The 24,070-nt window shown below is 63.6% G+C and carries 27 protein-coding genes; 13 read left to right on the plus strand and 14 right to left on the minus strand.

The genetic code is table 11. The annotated features are described in order from the left end of the window. Window positions 1-31: 31 nt before the first annotated feature. The 4 genes from BHE01S_RS22050 to BHE01S_RS39230 are packed head-to-tail and all read left to right on the plus strand — an operon-like array spanning window position 32 to window position 5,064. Complete coding sequence (locus tag BHE01S_RS22050; RefSeq protein WP_042267660.1) at window positions 32-2,758, plus strand: xanthine dehydrogenase family protein molybdopterin-binding subunit; 2,727 nt, start codon at window positions 32-34, stop codon at window positions 2,756-2,758. Then, the gene (locus tag BHE01S_RS22055) at window positions 2,755-3,276 is read left to right on the plus strand and encodes a (2Fe-2S)-binding protein (RefSeq protein ID WP_042267662.1); all 522 of its coding nucleotides are present in this window, start codon (window positions 2,755-2,757) and stop codon (window positions 3,274-3,276) included. Before BHE01S_RS22050 ends, BHE01S_RS22055 begins: the two co-directional genes overlap by 4 nt. 1 nt (window position 3,277) lies before the next feature. Next, entirely contained in the window at window positions 3,278-4,294 is a 1,017-nt protein-coding gene (locus tag BHE01S_RS22060) for a hypothetical protein (protein WP_042267665.1), read from the plus strand. 20 nt (window positions 4,295-4,314) lie between these two features. Further along, a complete protein-coding gene (locus BHE01S_RS39230; protein ID WP_063769101.1) occupies window positions 4,315-5,064 on the plus strand; it encodes a phospholipase D-like domain-containing protein in 750 nt (249 codons plus the stop codon). A 32-nt stretch (window positions 5,065-5,096) separates the two neighbouring features. Here the strand turns inward: BHE01S_RS39230 and BHE01S_RS22070 are convergent, their stop codons facing one another. Continuing rightward, window positions 5,097-6,038, minus strand: coding sequence for a flagellar brake domain-containing protein (locus BHE01S_RS22070; RefSeq protein ID WP_042267667.1), 942 nt, complete (start codon window positions 6,036-6,038; stop codon window positions 5,097-5,099). A 176-nt stretch (window positions 6,039-6,214) separates the two neighbouring features. Between BHE01S_RS22070 and BHE01S_RS22075 the strand changes: the two genes are divergently transcribed. From BHE01S_RS22075 to BHE01S_RS22085, 3 genes are all read left to right on the plus strand, one after another. Then, window positions 6,215-6,784: an RNA polymerase sigma factor gene (locus tag BHE01S_RS22075; protein WP_042267670.1), complete on the plus strand. Its 570-nt coding sequence runs from the start codon at window positions 6,215-6,217 to the stop codon at window positions 6,782-6,784. A gap of 17 nt (window positions 6,785-6,801) precedes the next feature. Next, complete coding sequence (locus BHE01S_RS22080; RefSeq protein WP_042267674.1) at window positions 6,802-7,104, plus strand: hypothetical protein; 303 nt, start codon at window positions 6,802-6,804, stop codon at window positions 7,102-7,104. A gap of 82 nt (window positions 7,105-7,186) precedes the next feature. Then, complete coding sequence (locus BHE01S_RS22085) at window positions 7,187-8,968, plus strand: ABC transporter transmembrane domain-containing protein (RefSeq protein ID WP_042267675.1); 1,782 nt, start codon at window positions 7,187-7,189, stop codon at window positions 8,966-8,968. Here BHE01S_RS22085 and BHE01S_RS22090 read toward each other — a convergent pair. After that, on the minus strand, window positions 8,961-9,719 hold the full coding sequence (locus tag BHE01S_RS22090) for a hypothetical protein (protein ID WP_052406045.1): 759 nt from the start codon (window positions 9,717-9,719) through the stop codon (window positions 8,961-8,963). The genes BHE01S_RS22085 and BHE01S_RS22090 overlap by 8 nt on opposite strands. 268 nt (window positions 9,720-9,987) lie before the next feature. On the opposite strand from BHE01S_RS22090, the gene BHE01S_RS22095 reads away from it, so the two are divergent. After that, window positions 9,988-11,358 carry an MFS transporter gene (locus BHE01S_RS22095; protein WP_042267676.1) on the plus strand — a complete coding sequence of 457 codons (1,371 nt, stop codon included), beginning with the start codon at window positions 9,988-9,990 and terminating at the stop codon, window positions 11,356-11,358. Between the two features lie 92 nt (window positions 11,359-11,450). Here BHE01S_RS22095 and BHE01S_RS22100 read toward each other — a convergent pair whose 3' ends face one another. The 8 genes from BHE01S_RS22100 to sufB all read right to left on the minus strand — a co-directional run bounded on the left by BHE01S_RS22100 (window position 11,451) and on the right by sufB (window position 17,792). Further along, the gene (locus tag BHE01S_RS22100; RefSeq protein WP_042267679.1) at window positions 11,451-11,630 is read right to left on the minus strand and encodes a hypothetical protein; all 180 of its coding nucleotides are present in this window, start codon (window positions 11,628-11,630) and stop codon (window positions 11,451-11,453) included. A 177-nt stretch (window positions 11,631-11,807) separates the two neighbouring features. Further along, on the minus strand, window positions 11,808-12,140 hold the full coding sequence (locus BHE01S_RS22105) for a non-heme iron oxygenase ferredoxin subunit (protein WP_042267681.1): 333 nt from the start codon (window positions 12,138-12,140) through the stop codon (window positions 11,808-11,810). Between the two features lies 1 nt (window position 12,141). After that, complete coding sequence (locus BHE01S_RS22110) at window positions 12,142-12,468, minus strand: SUF system Fe-S cluster assembly protein (RefSeq protein ID WP_245639820.1); 327 nt, start codon at window positions 12,466-12,468, stop codon at window positions 12,142-12,144. A 28-nt stretch (window positions 12,469-12,496) separates the two neighbouring features. Further along, entirely contained in the window at window positions 12,497-12,949 is a 453-nt protein-coding gene (gene sufU / locus BHE01S_RS22115; RefSeq protein ID WP_042267683.1) for a Fe-S cluster assembly sulfur transfer protein SufU, read from the minus strand. Further along, a complete protein-coding gene (locus BHE01S_RS22120) occupies window positions 12,946-14,199 on the minus strand; it encodes a cysteine desulfurase (RefSeq protein WP_042267684.1) in 1,254 nt (417 codons plus the stop codon). Before BHE01S_RS22120 ends, sufU begins: the two co-directional genes overlap by 4 nt. Further along, entirely contained in the window at window positions 14,196-15,521 is a 1,326-nt protein-coding gene (sufD, locus tag BHE01S_RS22125; protein ID WP_042267685.1) for a Fe-S cluster assembly protein SufD, read from the minus strand. Before sufD ends, BHE01S_RS22120 begins: the two co-directional genes overlap by 4 nt. Then, complete coding sequence (gene sufC / locus BHE01S_RS22130; protein ID WP_042267686.1) at window positions 15,518-16,330, minus strand: Fe-S cluster assembly ATPase SufC; 813 nt, start codon at window positions 16,328-16,330, stop codon at window positions 15,518-15,520. The genes sufD and sufC overlap by 4 nt, the downstream gene beginning before the upstream one ends. A 13-nt stretch (window positions 16,331-16,343) precedes the next feature. Beyond that, the gene (gene sufB / locus BHE01S_RS22135; protein WP_042267689.1) at window positions 16,344-17,792 is read right to left on the minus strand and encodes a Fe-S cluster assembly protein SufB; all 1,449 of its coding nucleotides are present in this window, start codon (window positions 17,790-17,792) and stop codon (window positions 16,344-16,346) included. A gap of 145 nt (window positions 17,793-17,937) precedes the next feature. On the opposite strand from sufB, the gene BHE01S_RS22140 reads away from it, so the two are divergent. The 4 genes from BHE01S_RS22140 to BHE01S_RS38495 all read left to right on the plus strand — a co-directional run bounded on the left by BHE01S_RS22140 (window position 17,938) and on the right by BHE01S_RS38495 (window position 19,647). Continuing rightward, window positions 17,938-18,570 (plus strand): MFS transporter, encoded by a 633-nt coding sequence (locus BHE01S_RS22140; RefSeq protein ID WP_245639821.1) that lies wholly within the window; start codon window positions 17,938-17,940, stop codon window positions 18,568-18,570. A 64-nt stretch (window positions 18,571-18,634) separates the two neighbouring features. Continuing rightward, the gene (locus tag BHE01S_RS22145) at window positions 18,635-18,910 is read left to right on the plus strand and encodes a hypothetical protein (protein ID WP_245639822.1); all 276 of its coding nucleotides are present in this window, start codon (window positions 18,635-18,637) and stop codon (window positions 18,908-18,910) included. An 87-nt stretch (window positions 18,911-18,997) separates the two neighbouring features. Continuing rightward, window positions 18,998-19,258 (plus strand): DUF1488 family protein, encoded by a 261-nt coding sequence (locus BHE01S_RS22150; protein ID WP_028204289.1) that lies wholly within the window; start codon window positions 18,998-19,000, stop codon window positions 19,256-19,258. Window positions 19,259-19,494: 236 nt separating this feature from the next. After that, on the plus strand, window positions 19,495-19,647 hold the full coding sequence (locus BHE01S_RS38495) for a hypothetical protein (protein ID WP_167337702.1): 153 nt from the start codon (window positions 19,495-19,497) through the stop codon (window positions 19,645-19,647). On the opposite strand, the gene BHE01S_RS36130 is transcribed toward BHE01S_RS38495, so the two are convergent. From BHE01S_RS36130 to hpnJ, 3 genes are all read right to left on the minus strand, one after another. Continuing rightward, complete coding sequence (locus tag BHE01S_RS36130) at window positions 19,644-19,982, minus strand: response regulator (protein ID WP_052406049.1); 339 nt, start codon at window positions 19,980-19,982, stop codon at window positions 19,644-19,646. The genes BHE01S_RS38495 and BHE01S_RS36130 overlap by 4 nt on opposite strands. Beyond that, complete coding sequence (locus tag BHE01S_RS22155; protein WP_052406050.1) at window positions 19,979-21,172, minus strand: sensor histidine kinase; 1,194 nt, start codon at window positions 21,170-21,172, stop codon at window positions 19,979-19,981. The genes BHE01S_RS36130 and BHE01S_RS22155 overlap by 4 nt, the downstream gene beginning before the upstream one ends. A gap of 245 nt (window positions 21,173-21,417) precedes the next feature. Further along, window positions 21,418-22,839, minus strand: coding sequence for a hopanoid biosynthesis associated radical SAM protein HpnJ (hpnJ, locus tag BHE01S_RS22160; protein ID WP_042267690.1), 1,422 nt, complete (start codon window positions 22,837-22,839; stop codon window positions 21,418-21,420). 282 nt (window positions 22,840-23,121) lie between these two features. Here hpnJ and BHE01S_RS22165 point away from each other — a divergent pair, with 282 nt between their 5' ends. Next, window positions 23,122-23,478: a hypothetical protein gene (locus BHE01S_RS22165; RefSeq protein ID WP_042267691.1), complete on the plus strand. Its 357-nt coding sequence runs from the start codon at window positions 23,122-23,124 to the stop codon at window positions 23,476-23,478. On the opposite strand, the gene BHE01S_RS22170 is transcribed toward BHE01S_RS22165, so the two are convergent. Further along, window positions 23,471-24,064, minus strand: coding sequence for a recombinase family protein (locus BHE01S_RS22170; protein WP_042267692.1), 594 nt, complete (start codon window positions 24,062-24,064; stop codon window positions 23,471-23,473). The two genes, BHE01S_RS22165 and BHE01S_RS22170, sit on opposite strands and share 8 nt — an antisense overlap. Between the last annotated feature and the right edge of the window lie 6 nt (window positions 24,065-24,070).

A 24,070-nucleotide genomic window follows, 5' to 3' on the forward strand; every position in this document is an offset into this window, starting at 1 on the left:
TTACGCTGCGGGTCTCGCCTGGAGAGGCAACATGGCTTGCGATGTGCCGATCACTCGCCGGACATTCCTCAAGGCCATGGGGAGCGGCGCGTTCACGATGTCAGTCAGCTCCATTACCGCTTTCGCGGCTGGCCCAGCCGCGAAAGCGGCGACGGGCGCACACGCCGCACCACCGGCACCGAATGGCCCACCCGACTGGGCGCCGGAGCCTGGCAAGGCGCGCTGGCGCATCGAGGGCGTGAGCAAGGTCACGGGCGCGAAGCTCTACGCGCGCGATTACAAGGCGCGCGACTTCGACGGCTGGCCAAAAGAAGAAAACTGGCTTTACGCTCTCAGATGCAATTGCGTGGACAAGAATTTCGAAGACTTCGACCTGAGCGTATTGCCGCATGATCTTCGGCCGATCGCCGTGGTATCGAACCAGACGTTGAACGACAATCGCATCTATCTCGCTGCCGGGAAAGATCCGCTAGCCAACGAAGATATCTATCTTTTCGCGCAGAAGGGCAAACCCGCCAATTGCTACGGTCAGCCCGTCGCCTTATTGATCTTCGAAGACTTCGATACGTATCGCCGCGCAAAGAAACGGCTCGATTTCAACGAGTCGGTGATCCGCTACGGAGCAACGGTGCCAAAAAGCACCACGACGACCTTGTATGCGTCCGCGTCCAAGCTTTATGTGCGCGACGACGCCAGGTCGTTTTCGAATCTCCAGAGCAGCGGCCACGCCGACAAGACATTCGCCGCCCAATGCAACGACGTTGGTAAAGGCATTCTCAATCTGGCCGGCGCCAGAGTCGACAGCAGGGCCTGGCACCAGTTCGATGGCGCCTTCAAAACGCCCGCAATCGATCCCGTTTTCATGGAACCGGAGTCGGGACTGGCGTGGTTTCAGGCGGATTCCGGTTGTCTGAATCTCGTGCTCGGCACACAGTCCCCGCGCGCCGACTGCACATCCGCAGGCAAGGTGTTCAAGGACAGCAATATCAACGTCAAGCACGTTCACGTGATCAGCTGCTACCCAGGCGGCGGATTCGGCGGCCGTGACGAATCGAATTTTCCCGTTTATCTTGCGCTCGCCGCGCCTTTCGCGAAGGGGGCGTTGCGCTGGCAGCAGTCGCGCCATGAACAGTTTCAGGTCGGGTTGAAACGAGCAGAAACGGATTTCACGGAGTCCATCTGGCTCGACGGTAGCGGCAAGCTCCAGGCGCTTGTCAGCTCCTTCAGCTTCAATGGCGGCGGCAAGGAAAATCTCACGGGCGCCGTTGGCGACCTTGCCGCCATGAGCGCCATGAGTTGCTACGACATTCCGCGCGCCATTGCCCAAAGCTCCGTGAGTTATACGCCAGCGTTGTTCGGCGGCTCGCAGCGCGGCTTCGGCGGTCCTCAGGCTTACCTCGCCATCGAAACGCTCATGGACGAGGCCGCCCAGGCGCTGCACAAAAGTCCATTCGACATCCGGCGCAATAACCTGCTGCGCAGGAAGCACGGCAAAACGCTCACTGGCGCCCCCATTCTGTTCGACCTGCAACTCGCCGACCTGCTGAACCGGCTCGAGGCGCACGAGTTATGGCGCAACCGGGAAAACGCGCGCGCGCAACGAAGCACGCTCGGGTTGCGATATGGCGTTGGGCTCGCCATGGCGAATCAGGCATACGGCACCGGCAAGGACGCCGTATTTGCCATGGTGCAGATTCAGCCGGACGCGGGCCTGCATGTACTCACGCACTACACGGACATGGGCAATGGCGCGGCGACTACGCTAGCCCTCGCGCCTGCCGCTTGCCTCGGGCAGAACGCGCAAAAAATCACCATGAACGAAGTCGACGCGTTTCAGATACCCGGTTTCGATTACTCAAAGCTGGGCATCCTCGGCGATCGCCGCAGCAAACCGATCTCGGGCCCCTTTAATTCTTCGAGCGCCTGCCTTGGTGCGTTCCATCACTTTCAGGCAGTGGACCGCGCCGCGATGGCGTTGATGCTGCAAAGCGTGCTGCCTGCGGCGCGCGCACTATGGCGCAACCCGCACGTCGAGCGGCAAGACCTCAAGTGGACGAGCGGCAAGCTGACCGCCGTCGGTCACCCGGCAATCAGCTGGCCCGCGTTGCTCGACGAGATCAACCGCCAGCAGTTGCCTACCGTGGCCGCCGCCCATGTCACCTATGCCGGCGGGTTCTGGAGAAGCCAGTACACGTTCGCGTCGGGCGTCTTCGAGATGGACTGCGACTTCATAGCCGTCGGCCCCGACACGCACAATCTCAAGAGCTTGCCTCAAGGCGAGCTGCTTCCGCCACACGATACGTTCAATTACGGGCGCACGAACTATGCGCCTTCGGCAGCGCTCGTCGCGGTGTCCGTGAATCCCGAAAGCGGGCACGTAAAGGTCGAACATGTCGTCACGACGCTGAGCGCCGGCCGCCTGATCTGTCCTGAGATCGTGCAAGGCCAGTCGCAAGGTGCGGTAGCCATGGCGATGAGCAATGTGCTGAGCGAAGCGTGTCCGCTCGGCGAGCACGGTCCCGGCAACGGCACATGGAATCTCGACCGCTACCTCATCACGCGCATGACCGACGTCCCGCAGCAGGAACTGATCGCGCTGCCGCCGCCGGATGGGGACCGTCACAGCGCGCGCGGCATCGGCGAGGCCGTGATGTGTCCCATCGCGCCGGCGCTGGTGAACGCGCTGGCCATGGCAACCGGGCATCGCTTCAGGGAAACCCCCATCACGCCCGACAAGATACGCGAGGCCCTGAAGTGAGCGAAGCCGACGTCAAGATTCACGTGAACGGGCGCGCCGTCACGGTACCGGCAGCCGATACCGACATGAGTCTCGCCGAATATCTTCACGAGCGGATGGACCTGACGGGGACCAAGGTGTGCTGCGGCATTGGCGCCTGCCGCGCGTGCACCGTAGGCCTGCGCAGCAGCCGCGACGCGCTGATGGAAAAGACCCTGGCGTGCGTCACGCCCGTGAGCGCGGTCGCGAATCAACATATCTATACCGTGGAGAGCCTCGCGGACGGCAACCGGCTTTCTCCGCTGCAGCAGACGTTCCTCGAGTCTTTCGCGTTTCAGTGCGGCTACTGCACGCCCGGCTTTCTGATGGCGGCGAGCGCCATGCTCGAGCACGTGAAGGCGTACCGTATCGGCGCGGACCAGCTCGAAGCGGAAATCGACACCTGGGTGGGGGGAAACCTGTGCCGCTGCACAGGCTATGTGAAGTATCGCGAAGCGATTCGCAAAGTCGCGCTAGTGCAGATGAAAAGCGGAGGATGACATGTTTGTCCGCGCCCGGCTGTTCGCTCTGTGCTTCCTCTTCGCCGCGCCGCTTGCTGCTTTTGCACACGAGCAGACCTTGCTCGAATACGCCGATCAATGCGTGAGGGAAATAGGCGCAATCCCGCCATTCGACTGCAATGACGGGACCGATATTCCCATTACGATCGATGGGAAACCGCCGGGGCCGAATGACTCCCCTACGCGATGCGACAAACCCTCACTGCTGAGCCCGGCTTCAGAAGCAAAAGGTCAATGCATACCGTTTTCGAAAATTCTGAATCTATCGCGCGGCAACACGCAAATTTCCGCGTACTGCCGTCGCGACGTGCTGCGCCCCGACAAGGACCCGCGCTATGACGGCGTTGTCGTCGTCATGCATCACTCGGGTAACGGCAAAACCTGCTGGTTCGCGTCGAAGCCCCCGCCATTGCCGAAATCGCAAGCTGACGCGCCGACGAGCAGTGGGTTCGTTGCGACACGTGTGCCGCCGCCAAACGAGAGAAAGCCGCCTTCCGGACAACCGTCCGCAGTCGAATTCTGGACAACACCCGCCGTGGTCGCCTCCAAACAGCCCACCTGCCTCAAATGCCACGACGCGGGACCGTTCATCTTCAGCCCGTATATCGGGCAAGTGTGGGACAAGGTACCCACGGACCCATGGGGGAAGTATTCGAGCATCGGACAGGCTTTCTTGCCCTATCACCTCATGACGATGAGCACACCGGGCAACACCTGCATCGGCTGCCACCGCATTGGCAGCGAGCAGAGCTGTACGGTTTATCTCGGGCTTTCGGTCGGCAAGCTGAAAGCGCCGGGAAACGACTCGCTCGCCAACCGTTATCCCCTGAACCACTGGATGCCGACCGACAACGCGATGAGCCATGAGCAGTGGGACAAGGCAAACGTCGCGTCGGTCGCTGCCTTGCTGGCCTGCTGCAAAGATCCCGCTCACAAAGACCCGGATTGCACGTTCACGCCCATGCCTTCGGGTTCGAATACCCGGCCGTTGCACTGACCCAAACGAGGAAACCTGAAATGGCTGAGAACGTGAGTGCGAGCAACGTCATATCCGACGTCACGCAAACCCTGCAGACCTTCGATCTGCTCGAACTGCAGCAATACACCCGCGAGAAAAGCTACTCGAGCACGGCGAGCAAGGACTTCCATCTCTTCTACGTGGGGCGCGACGACGTTCACGACATCCTGAAGTATGTCCTTTCCCGCGCCAGCATTTCGCTTTACATGAACATGTTCGGATTCGACGACGAAGAGCTCAACGACATCCTCATGCAGCAGGCACTCGACCCGACCATCGCCATGATGATCACGCTCGACAAAAGCCAGGCAGGCGGCGTGCATGAAAAGAAACTACTCGAGTCCGATATCGCTCGGGACCCGGCCAGATTCAACACGTTCTTTACGATAGGCGAATCGGCGACCCATCAAATCAGTCATACGAAGGGATTCGTGGCCGACGGAAAGGTGGGCGGCGAGGGATCGGTGAACTGGTCCGCGGCCGGCGAGGGCACGTTCGTCATCAAGGGTATACCGGGAGGCCCGGGCTACCTGGCGCAAAACAACACGCAGACCATCTTTACGGACCCCGACACGATCAACCGGTTTCAGACCGAATTGATCGCCGAACACATGACAGCGAAAGCACAGGGCGCCACACTCGCCGCCGCGCCCGCTGTGTCGACCGACAAGGCCGCCGCGAAAACCGCGGCCGCTGCGGCGGCCGCAAAGAAAAGCGCAGTGGCGGCAAAGCGCAGTCAGCGGAATTAACCGCAATCAGGCGCCACACGCGCGGAACGTCTTCAGGTCGGCATGCCAGCCCAGTAAGACACGGCGTCCTGCCGATCGAACACGAACGTCTTGAGGGCGACCTGGCTCTCGGGGGAAAGCGGGTCGAATTCCAGTCCGTGCAAGGTGAGTCCTGCCTGAGGAGTATCGGCGCGCAGATTGCGAATCACGGCGACGGCCTGGAACGTCGCCCCCACGTTGCCCGCTTCGATGGGAAACACCACGCAAATGCGCTCGCCGACCTCGCCGATCTTGCGGCCGGCGGCGAGCGACATCCCCAGCACGCTGATATCGCAGCCAATGCCGAGCCGGTCCAGTTGCGACCCCGTCAAGTCCACACCATAGCGCACCGCGAGTTGCGTGCGCACGCGCACGGCCCGGCGTTCGCGCAGCCGGCGAATCGTGCCCGGTTCGGAGAGCACGAGATAGCGGAACGGATGGGTGCAGACCGCCTCGACGGTGCAGACTAGCCAGAACACCGCTTGTGTTGCGATCGCAACGATCTCGACCTGCTCGCCCTGGAACGGCTCCCACGCGGGCGTGCCCGCAGCGGGTGGCGTGACGAACATCGCGCCGCCCGGCCGGAAACCGATCAGCCGGCACGGCAGCATTTCGCGCCCCGTACCGGCCTGGCTGCGTATGCCCAGCAGCGCGCCAATGGCGAGATGCATGTCGTCCAGCTTCAACGGCGCTTTGCCCCGCTCGCCACGATCGGCGAGGCCGTCTTGCGTGTCCGCGAGGCTCGCCTCCTCTGGCGTGTTGCGATAAGGCTGGAAGTGCGCGAAGAGGAACTCGCGCTGCTCGCTGTTCAGCACCCCGCCTTGCGGCAGCAGCATCGTTCCGTCATGGTGAAACACCGCCAATGGCAGCGGCGTTTCGAGGGGCAGCTGCCCGGGGTCCGCGAGGCGTTCCAGAGTTTTCGACGCAGTACCGCTGCCAGGCTCGTGAAGGTGCATGACCGATAGCGTGTGAATGGTTTGGTCTTGTTCGATGCTGCATTGTGACCGAAATATAGTGACTGATGTCAATAAATATGGGGCTGTCTCCGTCCTTGATTAGCGGATTATTCATGCCACATAAAATCGGAGACGGCGCGTCACAATATTTCTCTTTCCGGATCGTCTACACGGGTATGGAACCGCCGCCCACCCCCAGCCCGCCGAGTACGCAGGACCGCGAGATCGCCGACACGGTCGCGCGCGAGCGCCCGAGGCTGCGCAATTTCATCCGCCGCCGCGTGATCGACCACGACGAAGCCGAGGACATTCTGCAGGACGTATTCGAGGAACTGGTTCAGGCGTGGCGGCTGCCGGAGCCCATCGAACAGGTCGGCGCGTGGCTCTTTCGCGTGGCGCGAAACCGCATCGTCGACCGGTTTCGCAAGCGCAGGGAAGTGCCGCTCGTGGAGCCGCAGGAGGACGAAAGCGCGTACCGCCTCGACCTCGCGCTGCCCTCGCCCGACGCAGGCCCCGAGGCCGCTTACGAGCGCGCAGCAATGCTCGGCGCACTGCGCGCCGCACTCGACGAATTGCCCGCCAGCCAGCGCGAGGTGTTCATCGCACACGAGCTGGAGGGGCGCGGTTTCAAGGAGCTGGCAGCCGCGACCGGGGTTGGCGTGAATACGCTGCTGGCGCGCAAACGCTATGCGGTGCTGCATCTGCGCGAACGTTTGCGTGCGTCATGGGAAGACCTCGAAATTTGAACCGAAGGAGAAATGGTATGAAGCTTCGCCGCAAGATATTCGTCAAGGCGCTGTTGATGGCGGCGGTCATCGCTCTGCTGGGCGGGATCGTCATGGGCCTGTGGAACTGGATCGCACCGGCAATCGTGGCCAACGCGCATGCCATCGACTATCCACGCGCGATCGGCCTGCTGGTGCTCTGCCGGATCCTGTTCGGCGGATTCCGCGGGCATGGCGGCTGCCGCCGGCGCATGCACTGGCACCAGTGGCAACAGTGGCAGCACATGACGCCGGAAGAGCGCGAGCAACTGCGCAATGGAGCCGCGCCGGGCACGCAGTAAGCCAGCCCACAGCCAGCCTCGCCCTGCCTCCTCCTGCCACGGCTGGCACAATCCCTTCATTGTCGATCCGCCAGGAAGCTCCATGCCAGATATCGCCGGCCGCCGCCCTTCGCGCGTCGCGCCCCTCTTCGCGCTTTTGCCCTTCCTGCGCCCCTATGCGGGGCGCTGGGCGCTCGCCTTCCTCGCGCTCCTGACCTCGGCGGGTGCGACGCTGGCTCTCCCGGTGGCGTTCAAGTACCTGATCGACCGTGGCTTCGCCAGCGGGGATCGCACCCATATCGACCGCTATTTCATCGCGCTCTTCGTGGTTTCGCTGATCCTCGCCGCGGCGACGGCGCTGCGCTTCTATTGGGTCTCGTGGCTGGGCGAGCGGGTCACGGCCGACTTGCGGCGCGCCGTGTACGACCACGTGATACGCATGAGCCCGCAGTTCTTCGAGACCACGCAAACGGGCGAAGTGCTCTCGCGTCTCACCACCGACACGACCCTGATCCAGGCCGTGGTGGGCACCAGCCTCTCGCTGGGCCTGCGCAACGTGCTCCTCACGGTCGGCGGCGTGACGATGCTTGTCGCGACGAGCCCCGTGCTGTCCGGCTACATCATCGCGACACTGGTCGTTGTGGTCGCACCTATCGTCATCTTCGGGCGGCGCGTGCGGCGGCTTTCGCGCGCGAGCCAGGACAAGGTCGCGAGTGCAAGCGCCCTGGCGGGCGAGGTGCTCAACGCCATGCCCACCGTACAGTCGTATGCCCAGGAATCGTTCGAGTCGAAGCGCTTTGGCGGCGCCGTGGAGATGGCCTTTGAAACGGCGCTCAAACGCATTCGGGCGCGCGCCGGGTTGACGGCCGTGGTGATCGTGTTCGTGTTCGCCGCCGTCGTGTTCGTGCTCTGGCTCGGCGCGCAGGCGGTACTGGCCCGCCAGATGAGCGCCGGCCAGCTCTCCCAGTTCATTCTCTACGCGGTGTTCACGGCCGGCGCCGTGGGCGCCGTTGCCGAAGTATGGGGCGATCTGCAACGCGCCGCGGGCGCCACCGAACGGCTGCTGCAACTGCTCGCCGCTCGCTCGCCCGTAGCGCAGGCGGCGGCCACCGTGCCGCTGCCCGCTCATGGCGCGGGCATCCGCTTCGACAACGTTGGCTTCTCCTACCCTTCGCGCCCCGGCATTGCCGCGCTCGACGCCTTCTCGCTCGACGTGCGCCCGGGCGAACATGTCGCGCTGGTCGGTCCGTCGGGTGCGGGCAAGACCACGCTTTTTCAACTGCTCCTGCGCTTCTACGATCCGCAATCGGGCGGCCTCAGCATCAACGGCGTCCCGACGCAACAGGTGTCGCTCGCGGCGTTGCGTCAGGCGATCGGCGTCGTGCTGCAGGAGTCGGTGATCTTTTCGGGCAGCGTGCTCGACAACATCCGCTACGGCTCGCCCGATGCCACGCTCGAAGCCGTCCAGCGCGCCGCCGCCATGGCGGCGGCAGCCGGCTTTATCGAGGAACTGCCGCAAGGCTACGACACCTTCCTCGGCGAGCGCGGCGTGCGCCTTTCAGGCGGGCAGCGGCAGCGCATCGCCATCGCGCGCGCGATTCTCAAGAACCCGCCCATTCTGCTGCTCGACGAAGCCACCAGTGCGCTCGACGCCGCCAGCGAACGCCTCGTGCAAACGGCGCTGGACAACGCTGCGCAGAACCGCACGACGCTCGTCATCGCGCATCGTCTCGCGACCGTGCAGCAAGCCGACCGCATTATCGTCATGGAGCAGGGCCGCATCGTGGCGCAAGGCCGGCATGCGGACCTGTTGCAAAGTTCGCCGCTTTATGCGCAGCTTGCGGCGCTGCAGTTCGGCGCGCAGCACGCGAATCCCGTCACGTAACTGCCTGGAGGCTCTGGGGGAGGGCCAGGCGCGCGACGCTGCGCGCCTGGCGCGGCAGCACGATATACATGCCCCAGGCCACGAGCAGTATCGCGCGCAATGCGTTCGCGAGTGGATGCGCGGAGGAAACGTCCACATTGGCAATGGCGAGGCTGCCCGGCAAGGTCCACGCATAGGTCATCAAGCCGAGCAGCGTTGCGCGCCAGAAGCCGAAACGCCTGGGCACGGGCATGGCGTGCGCGGCCAGGCCGCGTCGCACCATGTACCCCACGAGCGGCAGGCTAAGCAGAACATAAGCGAGCATGGGCACGATGAAAGGCATGCCCGCAACCACAAGCGAAATGGCCGGCGACGATTGCGCGAGGTCGTGCGGAACCCGGTTCGCGGCAAACGCCATGAGCGGCCTTGCAATCTTTCCGGGCGATAAACGCAACACGGAGAACGCCACCACGAAGAGCAGCGCGCTCGCAAGCCACTGACGCCAGGCGCATGACCACCAGAGATAAAGACGCCGGCCGAACGACACCCCGGGAATCAGCGTAAAGAGCGCCCATCTGTCGCGGCGCGCACCGATGCATGCGAGCACAACGAACCAAACGGCCGCAACGGCGAATACGCTCTCATTCCACACGAACCAGTGCGGATGCTGATCCACGATCGCCGACGCCGGCGCGGACGAAGCGAAATTCTGCAGATGCCGCGCAATATACTCCGAAGGGCTGAGCGCCTGCGAGGATAGCTGTAGAGTCATTGCATCTTCCGTGTTGCGTGATGCACTGCCGCATGGCGGTTGCATTTAAAATGCGCGCACTGCATCACAGCGTGACATATCATCGACTTGTATGACGACGCCTCAACCCACGCCGATCAGGATGAAGCGATAGCGAGGGACGTAACACTTCCAACCGATCCGGCGAAGCCATCATCCCGGCAGCTGGCGGCACGTTTCTTGCGCAGCACCGGGAGCCCTGGCCATGCGTTTTGCATTGGCCATATCGCCCTTGCCTTGGGAGTGCGAAATGAATGCCGATCAACCGGGAGCCTCGCTCCTTTCGGAGGAAGACGCCCATCGCCAGTTGCGCCGCGCCGTGATTGCCAGCACCATCGGCACGACGATCGAATGGTACGACTTTTTCCTCTACAGTATTGTCACCGGGCTTATCTTCGCGAAACTGTACTTCCCTGAATCCGACCCGCTCGTCGGCACCCTGCAAGCCTTTCTCATCTATGCCGTGGGCTTCGTCGCCCGGCCAGTCGGCGCGGCCATATTCGGCCACTACGGCGACCGTGTCGGCCGCAAAGCCACGCTGATCGTCACGCTGCTGCTCATGGGGCTCGCCACCTTTGCCGTGGCCTTTGTTCCGACCTACGCATCGATCGGCATCTGGGGCGCCGTTCTGCTCACGGTGCTGCGCTTCATTCAGGGCGTGGGCGTGGGCGGAGAATGGGGCGGCTCTGTCCTCATGTCGATGGAATGGGCGCGCACCAGCTCACACCGCGGCTTCGTCGCTTCCTGGCCGCAATTTGGCGTGCCGGCGGGCCTCTTTATCGCCAATCTCGTGGTGCTCGCCGTGAGCCAGTTCTCCGGAAACAGCTTCATGACATGGGGATGGCGGGTGCCGTTCCTGCTCAGTATCGTGCTCGTCGCGATCGGCCTCTATATCCGCCTGAGCATTCTTGAAACGCCGATCTTCGCGAAGCTCCTCGCCGAGAACAGGATCGAGAAAACGCCCATGCTCGAAGTCATCCGCCGCCAGCCCAAGGACATTCTCCTCTCGGCGTTGGCGCGCATGGCCGAACAGGCGCCGTTCTACATCTACACGGCCTTCGTCTTCACGTATGGCGTGAAGACGCTGCACGTTTCGCGCGACCTCATGCTCAGCGCGGTTCTGGCCGCCGCCGTGCTGCAGTTCGTGACCATTCCGTTCTTCGGGCACGTGTCCGACCTGATTGGACGCAAGCGCATGTACATGATCGGCGCCGTAGCCGTGGGCGTGTTCGGTTTTATCTACTTCGGGATGGTAGACACGGGAAACCCGGCGTGGATTTTCGCGGCCGTGGTGCTTTCACTCGTGCCGCACGCCATGCTCTATGGTCCGCAGGCGGCGTTCATCGCCGAGTCGTTCACGGGGCGGCTGCGTTACAGCGGCGCCTCACTCGGTTATCAGCTGGCTTCCGTGATTGCGGGCGGCCCGGCGCCGTTGATCGCAACGGCGCTCTTTGCGTATTACCGCACAGGTTATGCCATTGCGATTTATATCGCGGTGTGCGCGGTGATCAGTCTGCTCGCCGCCTGGCGCATGGGTGATTACACGAACAAGGACATTTCGCGCGAATACGACGACGCGCGCGGAACGGGCGATCACGGGCACGCTTCCCACCCCGCGTGATCGACCGCTGAAAACACTGCGCCCTGCCAGTTGTCTTCGATGAGGCGCACCACGGAGGACGGGTCGATCAGCGCAGGGTCGACAATGGGCCGCTACGCGGCGGCCCAAAATTGAAAAACGGCCTGGATGAAACCTGCGCCGCCGTTGACGGCAATGGTTTGCCCCGTGACAAAGCCATTGCCGACCGCCATCCACACGGCCTGCGCAGCTTCATCCGCTTCACCGATGCGGCCGACGAGAGATTCCCCTTTTGCGATTCGTTTGCACTTCACTGCCGCCCTTGCGCAAGACGCTCGCCTCGACGCGCTCACGGCGCGGTGCCAATGCCGCCGCCCGGGCCTGCCCGTTCGCCGTCTACGCCGGGCTCCGCCGCATGGCCGCGAGCGTTCACACGGCCGCGGCGGCGCGAAAATGGCGGAGTGCGCAGCCTCGCGCGGCGAGCGCCGCGTTCAGGAAAAGCCTTCGTCCCAGCGCGTGTCGCGCACCTGCACCATGCCCGCTTCCACGCGCACAGCGAACACCGCGACATCCTCATACGCGGGCGGCGCGAGGACCTTCCCCGTCTTGATGCAAAACCGGGCGCCATGGCGCGGGCAAATCACCTCGTCGCCCTCCACGTCGCCACCCGTGAGCACGCCGCCGTCATGCGGACAGGTGTCCTCGATGGCATAACAGGTTCCGTCCAGATTGAACACGGCAACCGGCGTGCCGTCCACGTCGACGCTGCGTACGGAACCCGGTTGAAATCCGGCGTATGGCGCCACATCCACCCAATCGGCCATGTCAGAGCATCCCCAGTTGCAGCAGCGCGGCCTCGGACATGCGCGCTCTCGTCCACGGCGGGTCCCAGACCAGCTCCACGTGCGTCGCGCTCACGCCATCTACCTCGTTCACGTATTCCTCGACCGTGCCGGGGAAGGTTTGCGCGACCGGGCAGCCCGGCGCGGTCAGCGTCATGCGGATCGTCACGCGCCCCGTTTCGGCGTCCACGTCCAGTTGATACACGAGCCCCAAATCGTAGATGTTCACCGGGATCTCCGGATCGAACACCGAGCGCAGCGCGTCGATCACGCGTTCGCGCAGGTCGTGGCTCGCCGTTTGCGTATTCATCGTCATTCGCCTCCAGGCACGCGCAGCATCATTCCGTCGAAACGGTCCCGCGCTCGTCGCGCAACGCGGCGTGCAGCGTGTGCCACGCAAGCGTCGCGCATTTGATGCGCGCCGGAAATTCCCGCACGCCCGCGAGCACCGCGAGCTTGCCGAGCCCCTCGGCAGAGGCCGGGCGATCCGAGGGCGCCGTTGCCATGGCGTGAAAGCGCTCGAATAGCGCCTCGACTTCCGCTTGCGTGCGGCCCTTGAGCGCTTCGGTCATCAACGAGGCCGAAGCCGTTGCGATCGCGCACCCCGCGCCCTCGAAGCCGGCGTCCTTGACCACGCCGTCCTCGATACGCAGATACAACGTGACGCGATCGCCGCACAACGGGTTGTAGCCTTCGGCGGTATGCGTCGCACCGGGCACGGTGTGACAGTTCCGCGGCCGCCGGTAGTGGTCGAAGATCGTTTCCTGGTACAGGTCGCGCAAGTCGCTCATGGCGCAAACATCTCCTCTACGCGCGCGAGGCCGTCCAGCAGCGCGTCGACTTCGGCACGCGTGTTGTACAGTGCAAACGAGGCGCGCACCGTAGCTGGCACGCCATAGCGCGCCATCACCGGCATCGCGCAGTGATGGCCCGTGCGCACCGCCACGCCGCACTGGTCCAGTATCGTGCCGACGTCGTGGGCATGCGCGTTATCCATGACGAACGAGAGGATTCCCAGTTTTTCCTTCGCCGTTCCAATCATCCTCACATTCGGCATCGCGCGCAACGCTGCGCCGGCATACGCAAGCAGGTCGGCCTCGTGCCTTTGCGCCACTTCGAGGCCGATCGCGCTGACGTAGTCCAGCGCGGCGCCAAGGCCGATCGCGCCGGCAATATTCGGCGTGCCCGCTTCGAACCGCCACGGAATCACGTTGTACTCGGTTTTCTCGAACGTCACGGAACGGATCATGTCGCCGCCGCCCTGCCATGGCGGCATGGCGTCGAGCAGTACGGCCTTTGCGTACAACGCGCCAATACCGGTGGGACCGTAGATCTTGTGGCCCGAGAACGCGTAGAAGTCGCAATCGAGCGCGGCCACGTCCACGGGAAGATGCGCAATCGCCTGCGCGCCGTCGACCAGAACCGGCACGCCGCGAGCATGCGCAAGCTCGATCATTTGCGCAAGCGGATTGACCGTGCCGAGCGCGTTCGACGCATGCGCCACCGCCGCCATGCGCGTGCGCGGGCCAAGCAGGCGCTCATAGGCGTCGAGGTCGAGCGCGCCGTCGTCGTCGATCGGCGCGACCTTCAGTATCGCGCCCGTCTGCGCGCAGACGAGCTGCCACGGCACGATATTCGAGTGATGCTCCATCGCGGTGATGAGCACTTCGTCGCCGGGCTGAAGGCGGGGCCGCGCGTAACTTTGCGCCACCAGGTTGATCGCTTCCGTGGTGCCGCGCGTGTACACGATCTCCTTGTCGTTCGTTGCGTGGATGAAACGCGCAATGCGCGTGCGGGCGCCCTCGTATGCGTCGGTCGCGCGCTGCGACAGCAGATGCACGCCGCGATGCACGTTCGCATTGTCGTGCTCGTAATAGGCCTGCTCGGCGGTGATCACGCTCGCGGGCTTCTGCGTGGTCGCCGCGTTGTCCAGGTACACGAGCGGCTTGCCGTGCACGCTTTGCCGCAGAATCGGAAAATCGCGGCGCCAGACCATTACCGCTTCGGTGTCCGGAATCCCCACCGGCTCGAGCAGATTCATGATAGTCCCCGCAGATATTCGCCACCGGGCAGGCGCGCGAGCAATTGTTGCGTGAGCCGGCGGCGCAGCGCGGCGCTTTCCACGCGATCCACGCTCACGCGCGCGAACGACCATACGAGGAGCGCGCGCGCCATGCGCTCGTCTATGCCGCGCGAGCGCAGATAAAAGAGCGGGTTCTCGTCGAGCTGGCCGACGGTCGCGCCGTGCGTGCACTTCACGTCGTCGGCGTGAATTTCCAGTTGCGGCTTCGTGTCGATTTCGGCGTTGCGCGAGAGCAGCAGATTGTCGTTGCCCTGATGCGCGTTCGTCTGCTGCGCGTCCTGGTGCACGATCACGCGGCCATCGAACACCGCATGCGAAGCGCCGTCGAGTACACCGCGATAGTATTCCCGGCTCGTGCCGCGCGGCATCTCATGATCGATGCGCGTGTGGTGATCCACGTGTTGCCGCGCGCTCACGAAATACAGGCCGTTCAGGTCGGCTTGCGCGTCTTGCGCGTCGAGGCGCGTGTCGATCTGCGTGCGCGACAGGGCCCCGCCGAATGCGAAAGAGTGCGAAGTGAAGTGGCTCGCGCGCCGCTGCGAAACGCCTACGTGCGCGATATGAAACGCGCTGCGCGCCTCCTGCTGGATGCGGCAATGCTGAACGTCCGCCTCTTCGTCCGCGACGATTTCCGTAGCGGCGTTGACGAAATAGGCTTCGTCGGTAATGCCCGCGAACTGCTCGACGATCGAGCATCGCGCACCCCGCTGCGCCACCACTGCGTTGAACGGATGCATGGCGAGCGCAGCCTCGCTGCTGAAGAACAGCACGTTCAGCGGCCAGTCCAGCGCGCAACCGGGCGGCAGTACGACCACGTAGCCGTCGCTGCGAAATGCGCCGTTGAGCGCCGCAAATCCGTCCTCGGGCGCGCGCCGCGCCATGATCGATTCGATCCGGTCAGGAATCTTTCTCATCGCCTGGGCGAGCGTGCCGACGAACGCGCCTTCCGGCAAAGGCGGCAAGGACGAGAGCTTCGGCACGTGGCGCCCGTTCACAAACACCATACGACCGCCGGCATCGGCGGGTACGAGGTCGTCGATCAGGCGGACATAGTCGGTTTGCGCGCCGTCCGCAGGCATGAAATGCCAATGCGGCTTCGCAATCGGCATCACATTGGTGTATTTCCACGCTTCGAGTTGCGTGCCGGGAAAGCCCAACGCCTCGAATCGGTCGAACGCGTGCCGTCTCGCCTTGCGCAACCACGGCAGCTCGACGCCCGCCAGCGTCCCCGCCATCGTGCGGAAGGCGTCACGGTAATGCTCGCGCGTTGATTCGCTCATCGTTGCTCCCTGGCGGATGACGTGTGTTGCGTGCCGGCGGCCTGCCCCGCTGCCGGTGCGTCGCTTTCCTGCCCGCCGAGCCAGCCGTAACCCTTTTGTTCCAGCTCGAGCGCAAGCTCATGCGAACCCGAGCGCACGATGCGCCCCTGTGAAAGCACATGCACCTGGTCCGGCACGATGTAGTCGAGCAGGCGCTGGTAGTGCGTCACGAGCACGATGGCCCGGTCCGCGCTGCGCATCTGGTTCACGCCACGGGCGACGAGTTGCAACGCGTCGATATCGAGTCCGGAGTCGGTCTCGTCGAGAATGGCGAGGCGCGGCTCCAGCACCGTCATTTGCAGCACCTCGTTGCGCTTTTTCTCGCCGCCCGAAAACCCTTCGTTCACGCCCCGGTACAGAAGGTCTTCCTTCATTTCCATGGCCGCCACTTTCTCCTTCACCAGTGCGAGAAAGTCCATGGCGTCGAGTTCCGTCTCGCCACGATGCTTGCGCTGCGCATTGAGCGCGGCCTTGAGCAGATAGATATTGCTCACGCCCGGTATTTCCACCGGATACTGAAACGCGAGAAAGAGCCCGCGGCGCGCGCGCTCGTCGGGCGCGAGCGCGAGCAGGTCGCAGCCGTCGTACTGCACGCTGCCCCCCGTGACCACGTATTGCTCGCGCCCCGCCAGCACATGGGCGAGTGTGCTTTTGCCGGAGCCGTTCGGCCCCATGATCGCGTGAACCTCGCCCGCATTCACGCGCAAATCCACACCGCGCAGAATCGGCTTGCTTTGCACTTCGACACTCAGATTGCGGATTTCCAGCATCCTTCCCTCCCTTTCAACCTACGCTGCCTTCCAGGCTCACGCCCAGCAGCTTCTGCGCTTCCACGGCGAATTCCATCGGCAATTCCTTGAGCACGTCCTTGCAGAAGCCGTTGACGATCATCGACACCGCGTCTTCCTCGCTAAGCCCGCGCTGCCGGCAATAGAACAGCTGGTCTTCGCCGATCCGCGACGTGGAAGCTTCGTGCTCGACCTTCCCGCTCGGGTTCTTCACCTCGATATAGGGAAACGTGAAGGCGCTGCAGCGGTCGCCGAGCAGCAGCGAATCGCACTGTGTGTAATTGCGCGCGTTCTCCGCCGAGCGCGCCATTTTCACGAGGCCGCGATAGGCATTCTTGCCGCGGCCGGCCGATATGCCCTTCGAGAGAATCGTGCTGCGCGTATTGCGCCCGATATGCACCATCTTCGTACCGGTATCGGCCTGCTGATAGTGGTTGGTGAGCGCCGCCGAATAGAACTCGCCAATCGAGTTGTCGCCCTGCAGGATCACGCTCGGATACTTCCACGTAATGGCGGAGCCGGTCTCGACTTGCGTCCACGAAATCCGGGCGTTGGCCTCGCGGCAGTCGCCGCGCTTCGTCACGAAGTTATAGATGCCGCCGCGCCCTTGCGCGTCGCCCGGATACCAGTTCTGCACCGTCGAATAGCGGATTTGCGCGCCCTCCAGTGCAACGAGCTCCACCACGGCGGCATGCAACTGGTTTTCGTCGCGCATCGGCGCGGTGCAGCCTTCCAGGTAGCTCACGTAGGCGCCCTTGTCGGCTACGATGAGCGTGCGCTCGAACTGGCCCGTGTTGCGCGCGTTGATGCGGAAGTACGTGGACAACTCCATTGGGCAGCGCACGCCCGGCGGGATATAGCAAAACGAGCCGTCGCTGAACACCGCCGAGTTGAGCGTGGCAAAGAAGTTGTCGGTATAAGGCACGACCGAGCCGAGATACTGGCGCACGAGGTCCGGATGGTCGCGCACCGCTTCGGAAAACGAACAGAAGACGATGCCAAGCTCGCCCAGCTGCCGCCGGAACGTCGTGGCGACGGACACGCTGTCGAATACTGCGTCCACGGCCACACCCGCCAGCATCTCGCGCTCCTGCAGCGGCACGCCGAGCTTTTCATACGTGCGCAGGAGTTCCGGATCCACCTCGGCAAGGCTCTGCGGACGATTCGCCTGCGTATGCGGGGCCGAATAGTAGGCGATGTCCTGGAAGTCGATGGGCGGGTGCTCGATGCTCGCCCAGTGCGGCTCGGTCATCGTGAGCCAATGCCGGTAGGCGGCCAGCCGCCATTCGAGCATGAAGTCCGGCTCCTGCTTGCGCTCCGAGATGAGACGAATCACGTCCTCGGATAAACCGCGCGGCAACGTGTCCGACTGCACGTCCGAGACGAACCCGTGCCGATATTCCCGCCGCAGCAATGCCTCGAATGTTTTCGCTTGTGTATCCATGACGTTATTACGGTCTCCTTTACACTCACGACCTCATTCTAGAACCCTTGGCAAAACCCTGGCATGGCCGGGGTTTAACCGCATCGCATGGGGGCGCGAACCATGCCGGCAACATCGTCGCCGCGGCGTTGTCAGGCGCGCTGGGGTGGTGGTTCGGCATTGCCTACGTGTTCTGTTCGTGCTCGGCGCGGCATTCGGTCTCGCGTGTATAGCCTCTGTCCTGCTCATTCCCGCGCGCGTCGCGGCGGCTCATCACGGCTACGCCAACCAGATCACCGCCGCCAACATCATCATCTCGCAGGTCGTGATGCTCACGGCCGCTGTCTTCGCAAGCCGCATCATTCGCCGCTGGGGCTTCTGGCGGGTCATTCTCGCGACGATCTTCACGCTGCCGCTGCGCGGCGTGTTCGCGACGTGGCTGGCGTCGCCGTGGGGGATCCTGCCCGTGCAGGTCTTCGACGGGCTCGACTCCGGTTTGCAGAGCGCCGCCATACCCGCGTGGGTAGTGCATTTGCTGCATGGCAGCGGCCGCGCGAATCCCGGTCAAGGCGCCGTGCTCGCGGTGCAGACTGCCGGCGGCTGTCTGAGCCCCCTGCTGGGAGGATGGCTCGCCAATCGCTTCGGCTATCCGGCGGCGTTCCTTGGGCTCGGCAGCCTCGCCGTCGTCGCGCTGGCTATCTGGATCACGCAGGGGGCGATCATCCGCCACTCGTGCGACACGCGCCGCGACGAACTGGAACGATTCGCCGACGTCGACACGTCGGCGCTGTTTCACTGACGACGATGGCCGCAAGTACACGCTTGCGGGCATGCGATTCGCGACACCTCGCAGGAACATGACGATGAAAACCCACGGAGAAGCCATGAAGCCACCGCATGTTCCCGTCTGGGGCGCGATCGCCGCTCTGGTGCTCGCCGGCGCCTCGCTGTCCGCTCGCGCCCAGACCCAAACGCCTGCTCATCCCCCTGCGCCGCCGATGGTGAAGCCGCCGGCAGCCGTGCCAGGCGCGGCAAGCGAATCCAACCCCGACAACATGCCTGTCAAGAAACCCAGGGGGCCTGCCACCCACGACAAGATGATGCGCAGCGACCCCGCCAGCGATGCTCAGGCGAAATAGCGCGAAAGGAAGCAGAAGCGCAAAAAGAGCTCACCATTGACTGCGCCAGGCTCTACCCTTTAACGATAGAACTCATGGAGGACCAGGATGAGAATCGAATTCACGAGTCGCCGTCACGCCGTGGCTGCCGCGCGCGTAGCGTTCGAAGCCAACGTGGACAACCGCCCGGTGTGGTGCAGCGTGTCACTCGACGCGCTGAACGACCGCTTCGGCAACACCGGCACATCGGCGCATGCGCTATTGAGCGCCTTCGAGGCGAACCGCCCGAGCATCGAACTGGCCGCGCGGCACGCGCTGGAAAAAAACGGGGGCCAGTCCGTGGAGCTTGAAACGCGTGATCTGGAGTAATCGCCGGTCTGGCGAGCCGATTTGTCCACAATGGCCGACATCCGTACACCCCGGCGCGATTCAATTGCATATCGCAATCGGCTAATATTTTCTTGCGTCCGCGACCAGCGCCACCCTTTCGTGTGCGTCCCGTTGTTTCTCCCCGGCGCTTGCCGCGGAACGCAACCTGCCAGCCACACTACGCTTGAACCCCGTTCGCCTCGACGCGACGGCCCCGACGTGACAAGGAGGCAGAGATGGACGCATTACAGTGGGGAACCGCGATCGGCTTGATGGTATTGGTCGTCGCGGCCACGGCCGTGATCGCGCACTATCGCCGCGAACGGCGCCGCGCAAACCTGTTGCGCAACCTCCACCACAACGGCATCCGCTCTTCGCACTTGCGCTAGCCAGCCCGCACCTGTGCTGGCCAGCCGTCTTGCGCGCACGTCACGAGCATCGCACGCAGCCGTCCGATATCGACGAGCGCGAGATGCGGTTTCCATTGCCTCAGCACACTCAGTGCGCTCGTATCGTCGCCCGCTGTTCTGACTTCATGCCCTTCCAGTTCGAGCAACGCGCCGAGTGCAAAACGCGCGTCGGCATTGTCGTCGACGATGAGCACGCGCGCCGGGCCGTTGCCCGCGAGCACGGCGGCGTGCGGCTTGACGGTTTCCGCGCTGCCGGTTCGCACGGGAATCGAGAGACGCGCCAGCGCGCCACGTCCGATTCCCTCGCTCGTCACGAGAATCTCGCCGCCATGCAGCTGCGCGATGGGAAGCCCAATGCCGAGTCCCCCTTCCAGCCGCGCGCACTCCTACCGGCGAATTGCGCAAACGGCTCGAAAATGCGCGAGAGCACAGCGGGATCGATCCCGATGCCGGTGTCGCGAATCGAGATCTCGACGCAGCGCGCGTCGCCCATGCCCTTCTGTTCGACGACTAGCGCGATCTCACCGCCGTCAGGCGTATAGCGCACGGCATTGGAAAGCAGGTTCACGATTACCTGAGTGAGCCGCGTCGGGTCGGCGAAAAGCCGCAGGTCGTCGGCAAGCGAAAGCAGGCGCAGCGTATGCCCGCGCGCCTCGGCACGGTCGCGGATGGAGGCGAGCGCGTCGGCAAGGATTTCGCTCAATGACGCATCGGTGGGATCGACGTTCAGCTTGTCATGATCCAGACGCGACGCATCCTGCAGTTCGTCCATCAGACGTTTGAGCTGCGCGATCTGGCGCTGCGCCACCGCAAAGTATTCGCGTTGCGGCGCGCGGTCTTCGCAGATCATCTGGAGTGCCTGGAACGCGTTTTCGAGCGGTGCGAGCGGGTTGCGGAACTCGTGCGCGAGCACCGCGATCACTTCCGAATAGCGCTGCGTCTGCATGCGGCTATGGTCGCGCGCCTCGACCAGATTGAGCGCCGAGCCGGCCACGGCGGCGAATTCGCTGAGCACCCGCTGGTCTTCGCGGCAGAAGCGCGATCGGTGTTCGAGCGAGGCGGCCCAGATCGCACCCAGTTGCCGACCTTTCGAAACGATGGGCACGATGAGCGCCTCCTGCACGACGGCACACGCGGGGGTGAGCACCGGGAAGTCGTCGCTCAACGCGGTGAAAAGCAGCGGCTTGCCGGCTTCGAGCACGACGGCGCACGGACAGTCGCTCCAGTGGGTTCGGGTTCCGCACAGATTCGCGAACCTGCCGGCCACGCTGTGCCAGCGGAAGTAGCGCTCTTCGCCTTCGTGCTCCAGCAAACTGATGCCGGCCGATTGCGCGCGGCACAGACGCATTGCAAAGTCCGCGATCCTCTGCAACAGCACTTCGCGCGAGTCCAGTTGCGTGGTGACCAGGGCGAGAAGCGCCTGATTTTCGCGCGCATGGTCGGGCGCGCGAGACGGTCGCGCATCGATATCGGCGACGGCGGGCGACCTGCTTTTCGGTGCCATTACGGTCTCCTCCGGTGGCCCGACGAAGCTATGAGTTATGGCGTATGTGATAAGGCTGAGTCATTCCAGGCACCGCCGGTAAAAATGGTAAGCGCCGCACGGTGTTCGTAACGGCAGCATTTCGGACAGGCCTGCGGGACGACGCCGGAGCACAACTACCGCATACGTGAACAACGGGGACGGTGACAAACAAGTGACAAAAAACGCCTGGCGTGCCGGGCGTCTTCTCTGGAAGGAATGCGGCTTCAGACTTTACGCGCCCGGAGATATTTAAAGAACTCTGCGCCCTCTTGCAGGCGCCGCTTCATCATTTCCCAGCTCACCAGCATCTCGCGCACGATTTCCCAGATCTTCGACGGCCGGAAATAAAAGCGCTTGTAGAACTCCTCGACGCCGAGGTAGATCTCTTCGCGCGACAGGTGCGGATAGCCGATCGTCGAGGCCTGCGTGCCGGCCGAATTGATGAGCGTGATGACTCTGGTGTCGTTCAGCCAGCCATTTTCGACCGCCTGCTTGTGAAGCACCGTGCCGGGATAAGGCGCGGCGAGCGAGACCTGAATCGTATGGGGATTGATCTCTTTCGCATACTGAATGGTCTTCTGGATCGTTTCGTGCGTCTCGCCCGGCAGGCCGAGGATAAAAGTCCCGTGAATCTTGATGCCCAGCTTGCGGCAATCCTCGCTGAACTGGCGCGCGAAGTCCGTGCGCACGCCCTTTTTGACGTTCACGAGAATCTGGTCGTCGCCGGATTCGTAGCCCACGAGCAGAAGCCGCAAGCCGTTATCCTTCATCACCTTGAGCGTCGAGTACGGTACGTTCGCCTTGGCGTTGCACGACCACGTCACGCCCAGCCTGCCAAGCCCGCGCGCGATCTCCTCGGCGCGGGGCCTGAGATCCGTAAACGTGTCGTCGTCGAACATGATCTCCTTGATTTCGGGCATGTTGTCCCGAATCCATTTCACTTCTTCCAGCACGTGCTCGACCGAGCGCGTGCGATAGCGATGGCCCCCCACCGTATGCGGCCAGAGACAGAACGTGCAGCGGGACTTGCAGCCGCGCCCCGTGTAGAGCGAGAGATAAGGATGCTTGAGATAGCCGCTGAAGTAATGCTCGGGCGTGAGATCGCGCTTGTAGATCGGCGAGACGAACGGAAGCCGATCCATGTCTTCGAGTATTGGCCGGGCGTCGTTGTGCATGATGCCGCCGTCGGGCAGCCGATAGCTCAGGCCAAGAATCGATTCGAACGGCAAACCCTGGGAGATCTCGAGACACGTGAAGTCAAATTCTTCCCGGCACACGAAATCGAGCGCCTCGCTCGCGGCCAGCGAACCATGAGGATCGACGGCCACCTTCGCGCCGATCATGCCGACGAGGATCGTGCTCCTGCGCCGCTTCAAATGCTCGCAGAACTGAATGTCGCTCTGGAACGAAGGCGAACTCGTGTGAATGATAACCAGTTCGTATTGCTGAGCGATATCGAGGGTCGCTTCGAGCGTCAGGTCGTCTGCGGGGGCATCCACCACGCGGCTGCCTTCGACCAGCGCGGCGGGCTGAACGAGCCACGTGGGATACCAGAACGAGCGGATTTCGCGCTTCGTTTGAAAGCGCGAACCCGCGCCGCCATCGAAGCCTTCATAGGAAGGTGCCTGCAGAAACAGCGTTTTCATGAATTGCCCTCGGAGAAAAATCGTGCATTTGTCTCGAAGCCTGGAAAAACATGACACTTTTGCTGGATGGCTGCTTTGCCCGGGTCAAGAATACTACGACTTGCTATCGTGGCACGTCGAAAAAATGTCTGTATGTGCTTATCGAAATCCCCAGCTTAACGGGGCCGCCGCCGGTCGAAAGCTGTACAACGGCGCATTCGCCGGCACGCGCGATGCTTTCTGTACTATATTTTTCTGGCATCCGCAGCAGCATTCGCAGCGCTTCAAATCGGGAGGCGATGTATGTCGCGATATCACGACATGCCGGAAGGCGTGCCGGTGGGTAACGGCCACCGTATCAGCCCGGCGGATTTTCTGTTGATGGCAGGCTTTCTTGCCTACCGTGCCCCGCTCGCGTCGGTCGATGCCCGCGCGGCGGCCCGGCGTATTCTCGATGCGGTTCTCGGTGCCGCGGCCGCGCACGGCTTCGCGGAGTCGGCGACGCTCGAATCCATGATGGCGAGCGCCGACAAACCAGCAGATGTGCGCAGTCTCGCGGAACAGGCCAGCGCCGCCGTGGGCGACACGTTCGCTTACATGCAGGTGATTCGCGGCGCGGGCGTGGCGCTGGAAGCGGACCCCTATACGCTCGTCACTTGAGATCCGGCATTCCCGCGGCGGCGCGTATGCGCAGGACCGTCTGCCGCGAAGTGCCGAAGCGGCGCGCCACTTCGCTCACCGAGAGCCCGCTGCCGAGCGAACTCATCACGCGCGCGCGGTCGTGCGCCGAAAGCGAGGCGGGCCTGCCCGTGGGGCGCCCGCTGCGCTGCGCGGCCTGCAGGCCGTTGCGGCTGCGTTCGCTGCGCGTCGCCGCCTCCATGCGCACCACCGCGCGCAGCATCTTGACCGCTTGCGGCTCGGGGCGCCCCGTCAGATCGACGCCGCCCAGTTCGACACAGCGAACGCCAATCCTTCCCTTGCGGCAGCTGAGCAGTGTGGCGAGCACGTCGCGCGCGTTGCAGCCCAGGGCGGAAAGCTGCAGAACCACGAGTTCGTCCTCGGGATCGATGCGACCGAGCAGTCTCGTCAACGCCGGGCGGTCGGCGGCGGCCACATACGGCGCCACCGCGTCCATGGCCACCCGGCCGAGCGCCACGGCGTAGCCCGCCTTGTCGAGCTGGATGAGTTCCCGTTCGGGAAACTCGCCCTCGCCTGCACCGTTGATGTAAAAAAACGTCCGTTGCACACGTGG

The sequence above is a fragment of the Paraburkholderia heleia NBRC 101817 genome (assembly GCF_000739775.1).
GTDB lineage: Bacteria > Pseudomonadota > Gammaproteobacteria > Burkholderiales > Burkholderiaceae > Paraburkholderia > Paraburkholderia heleia.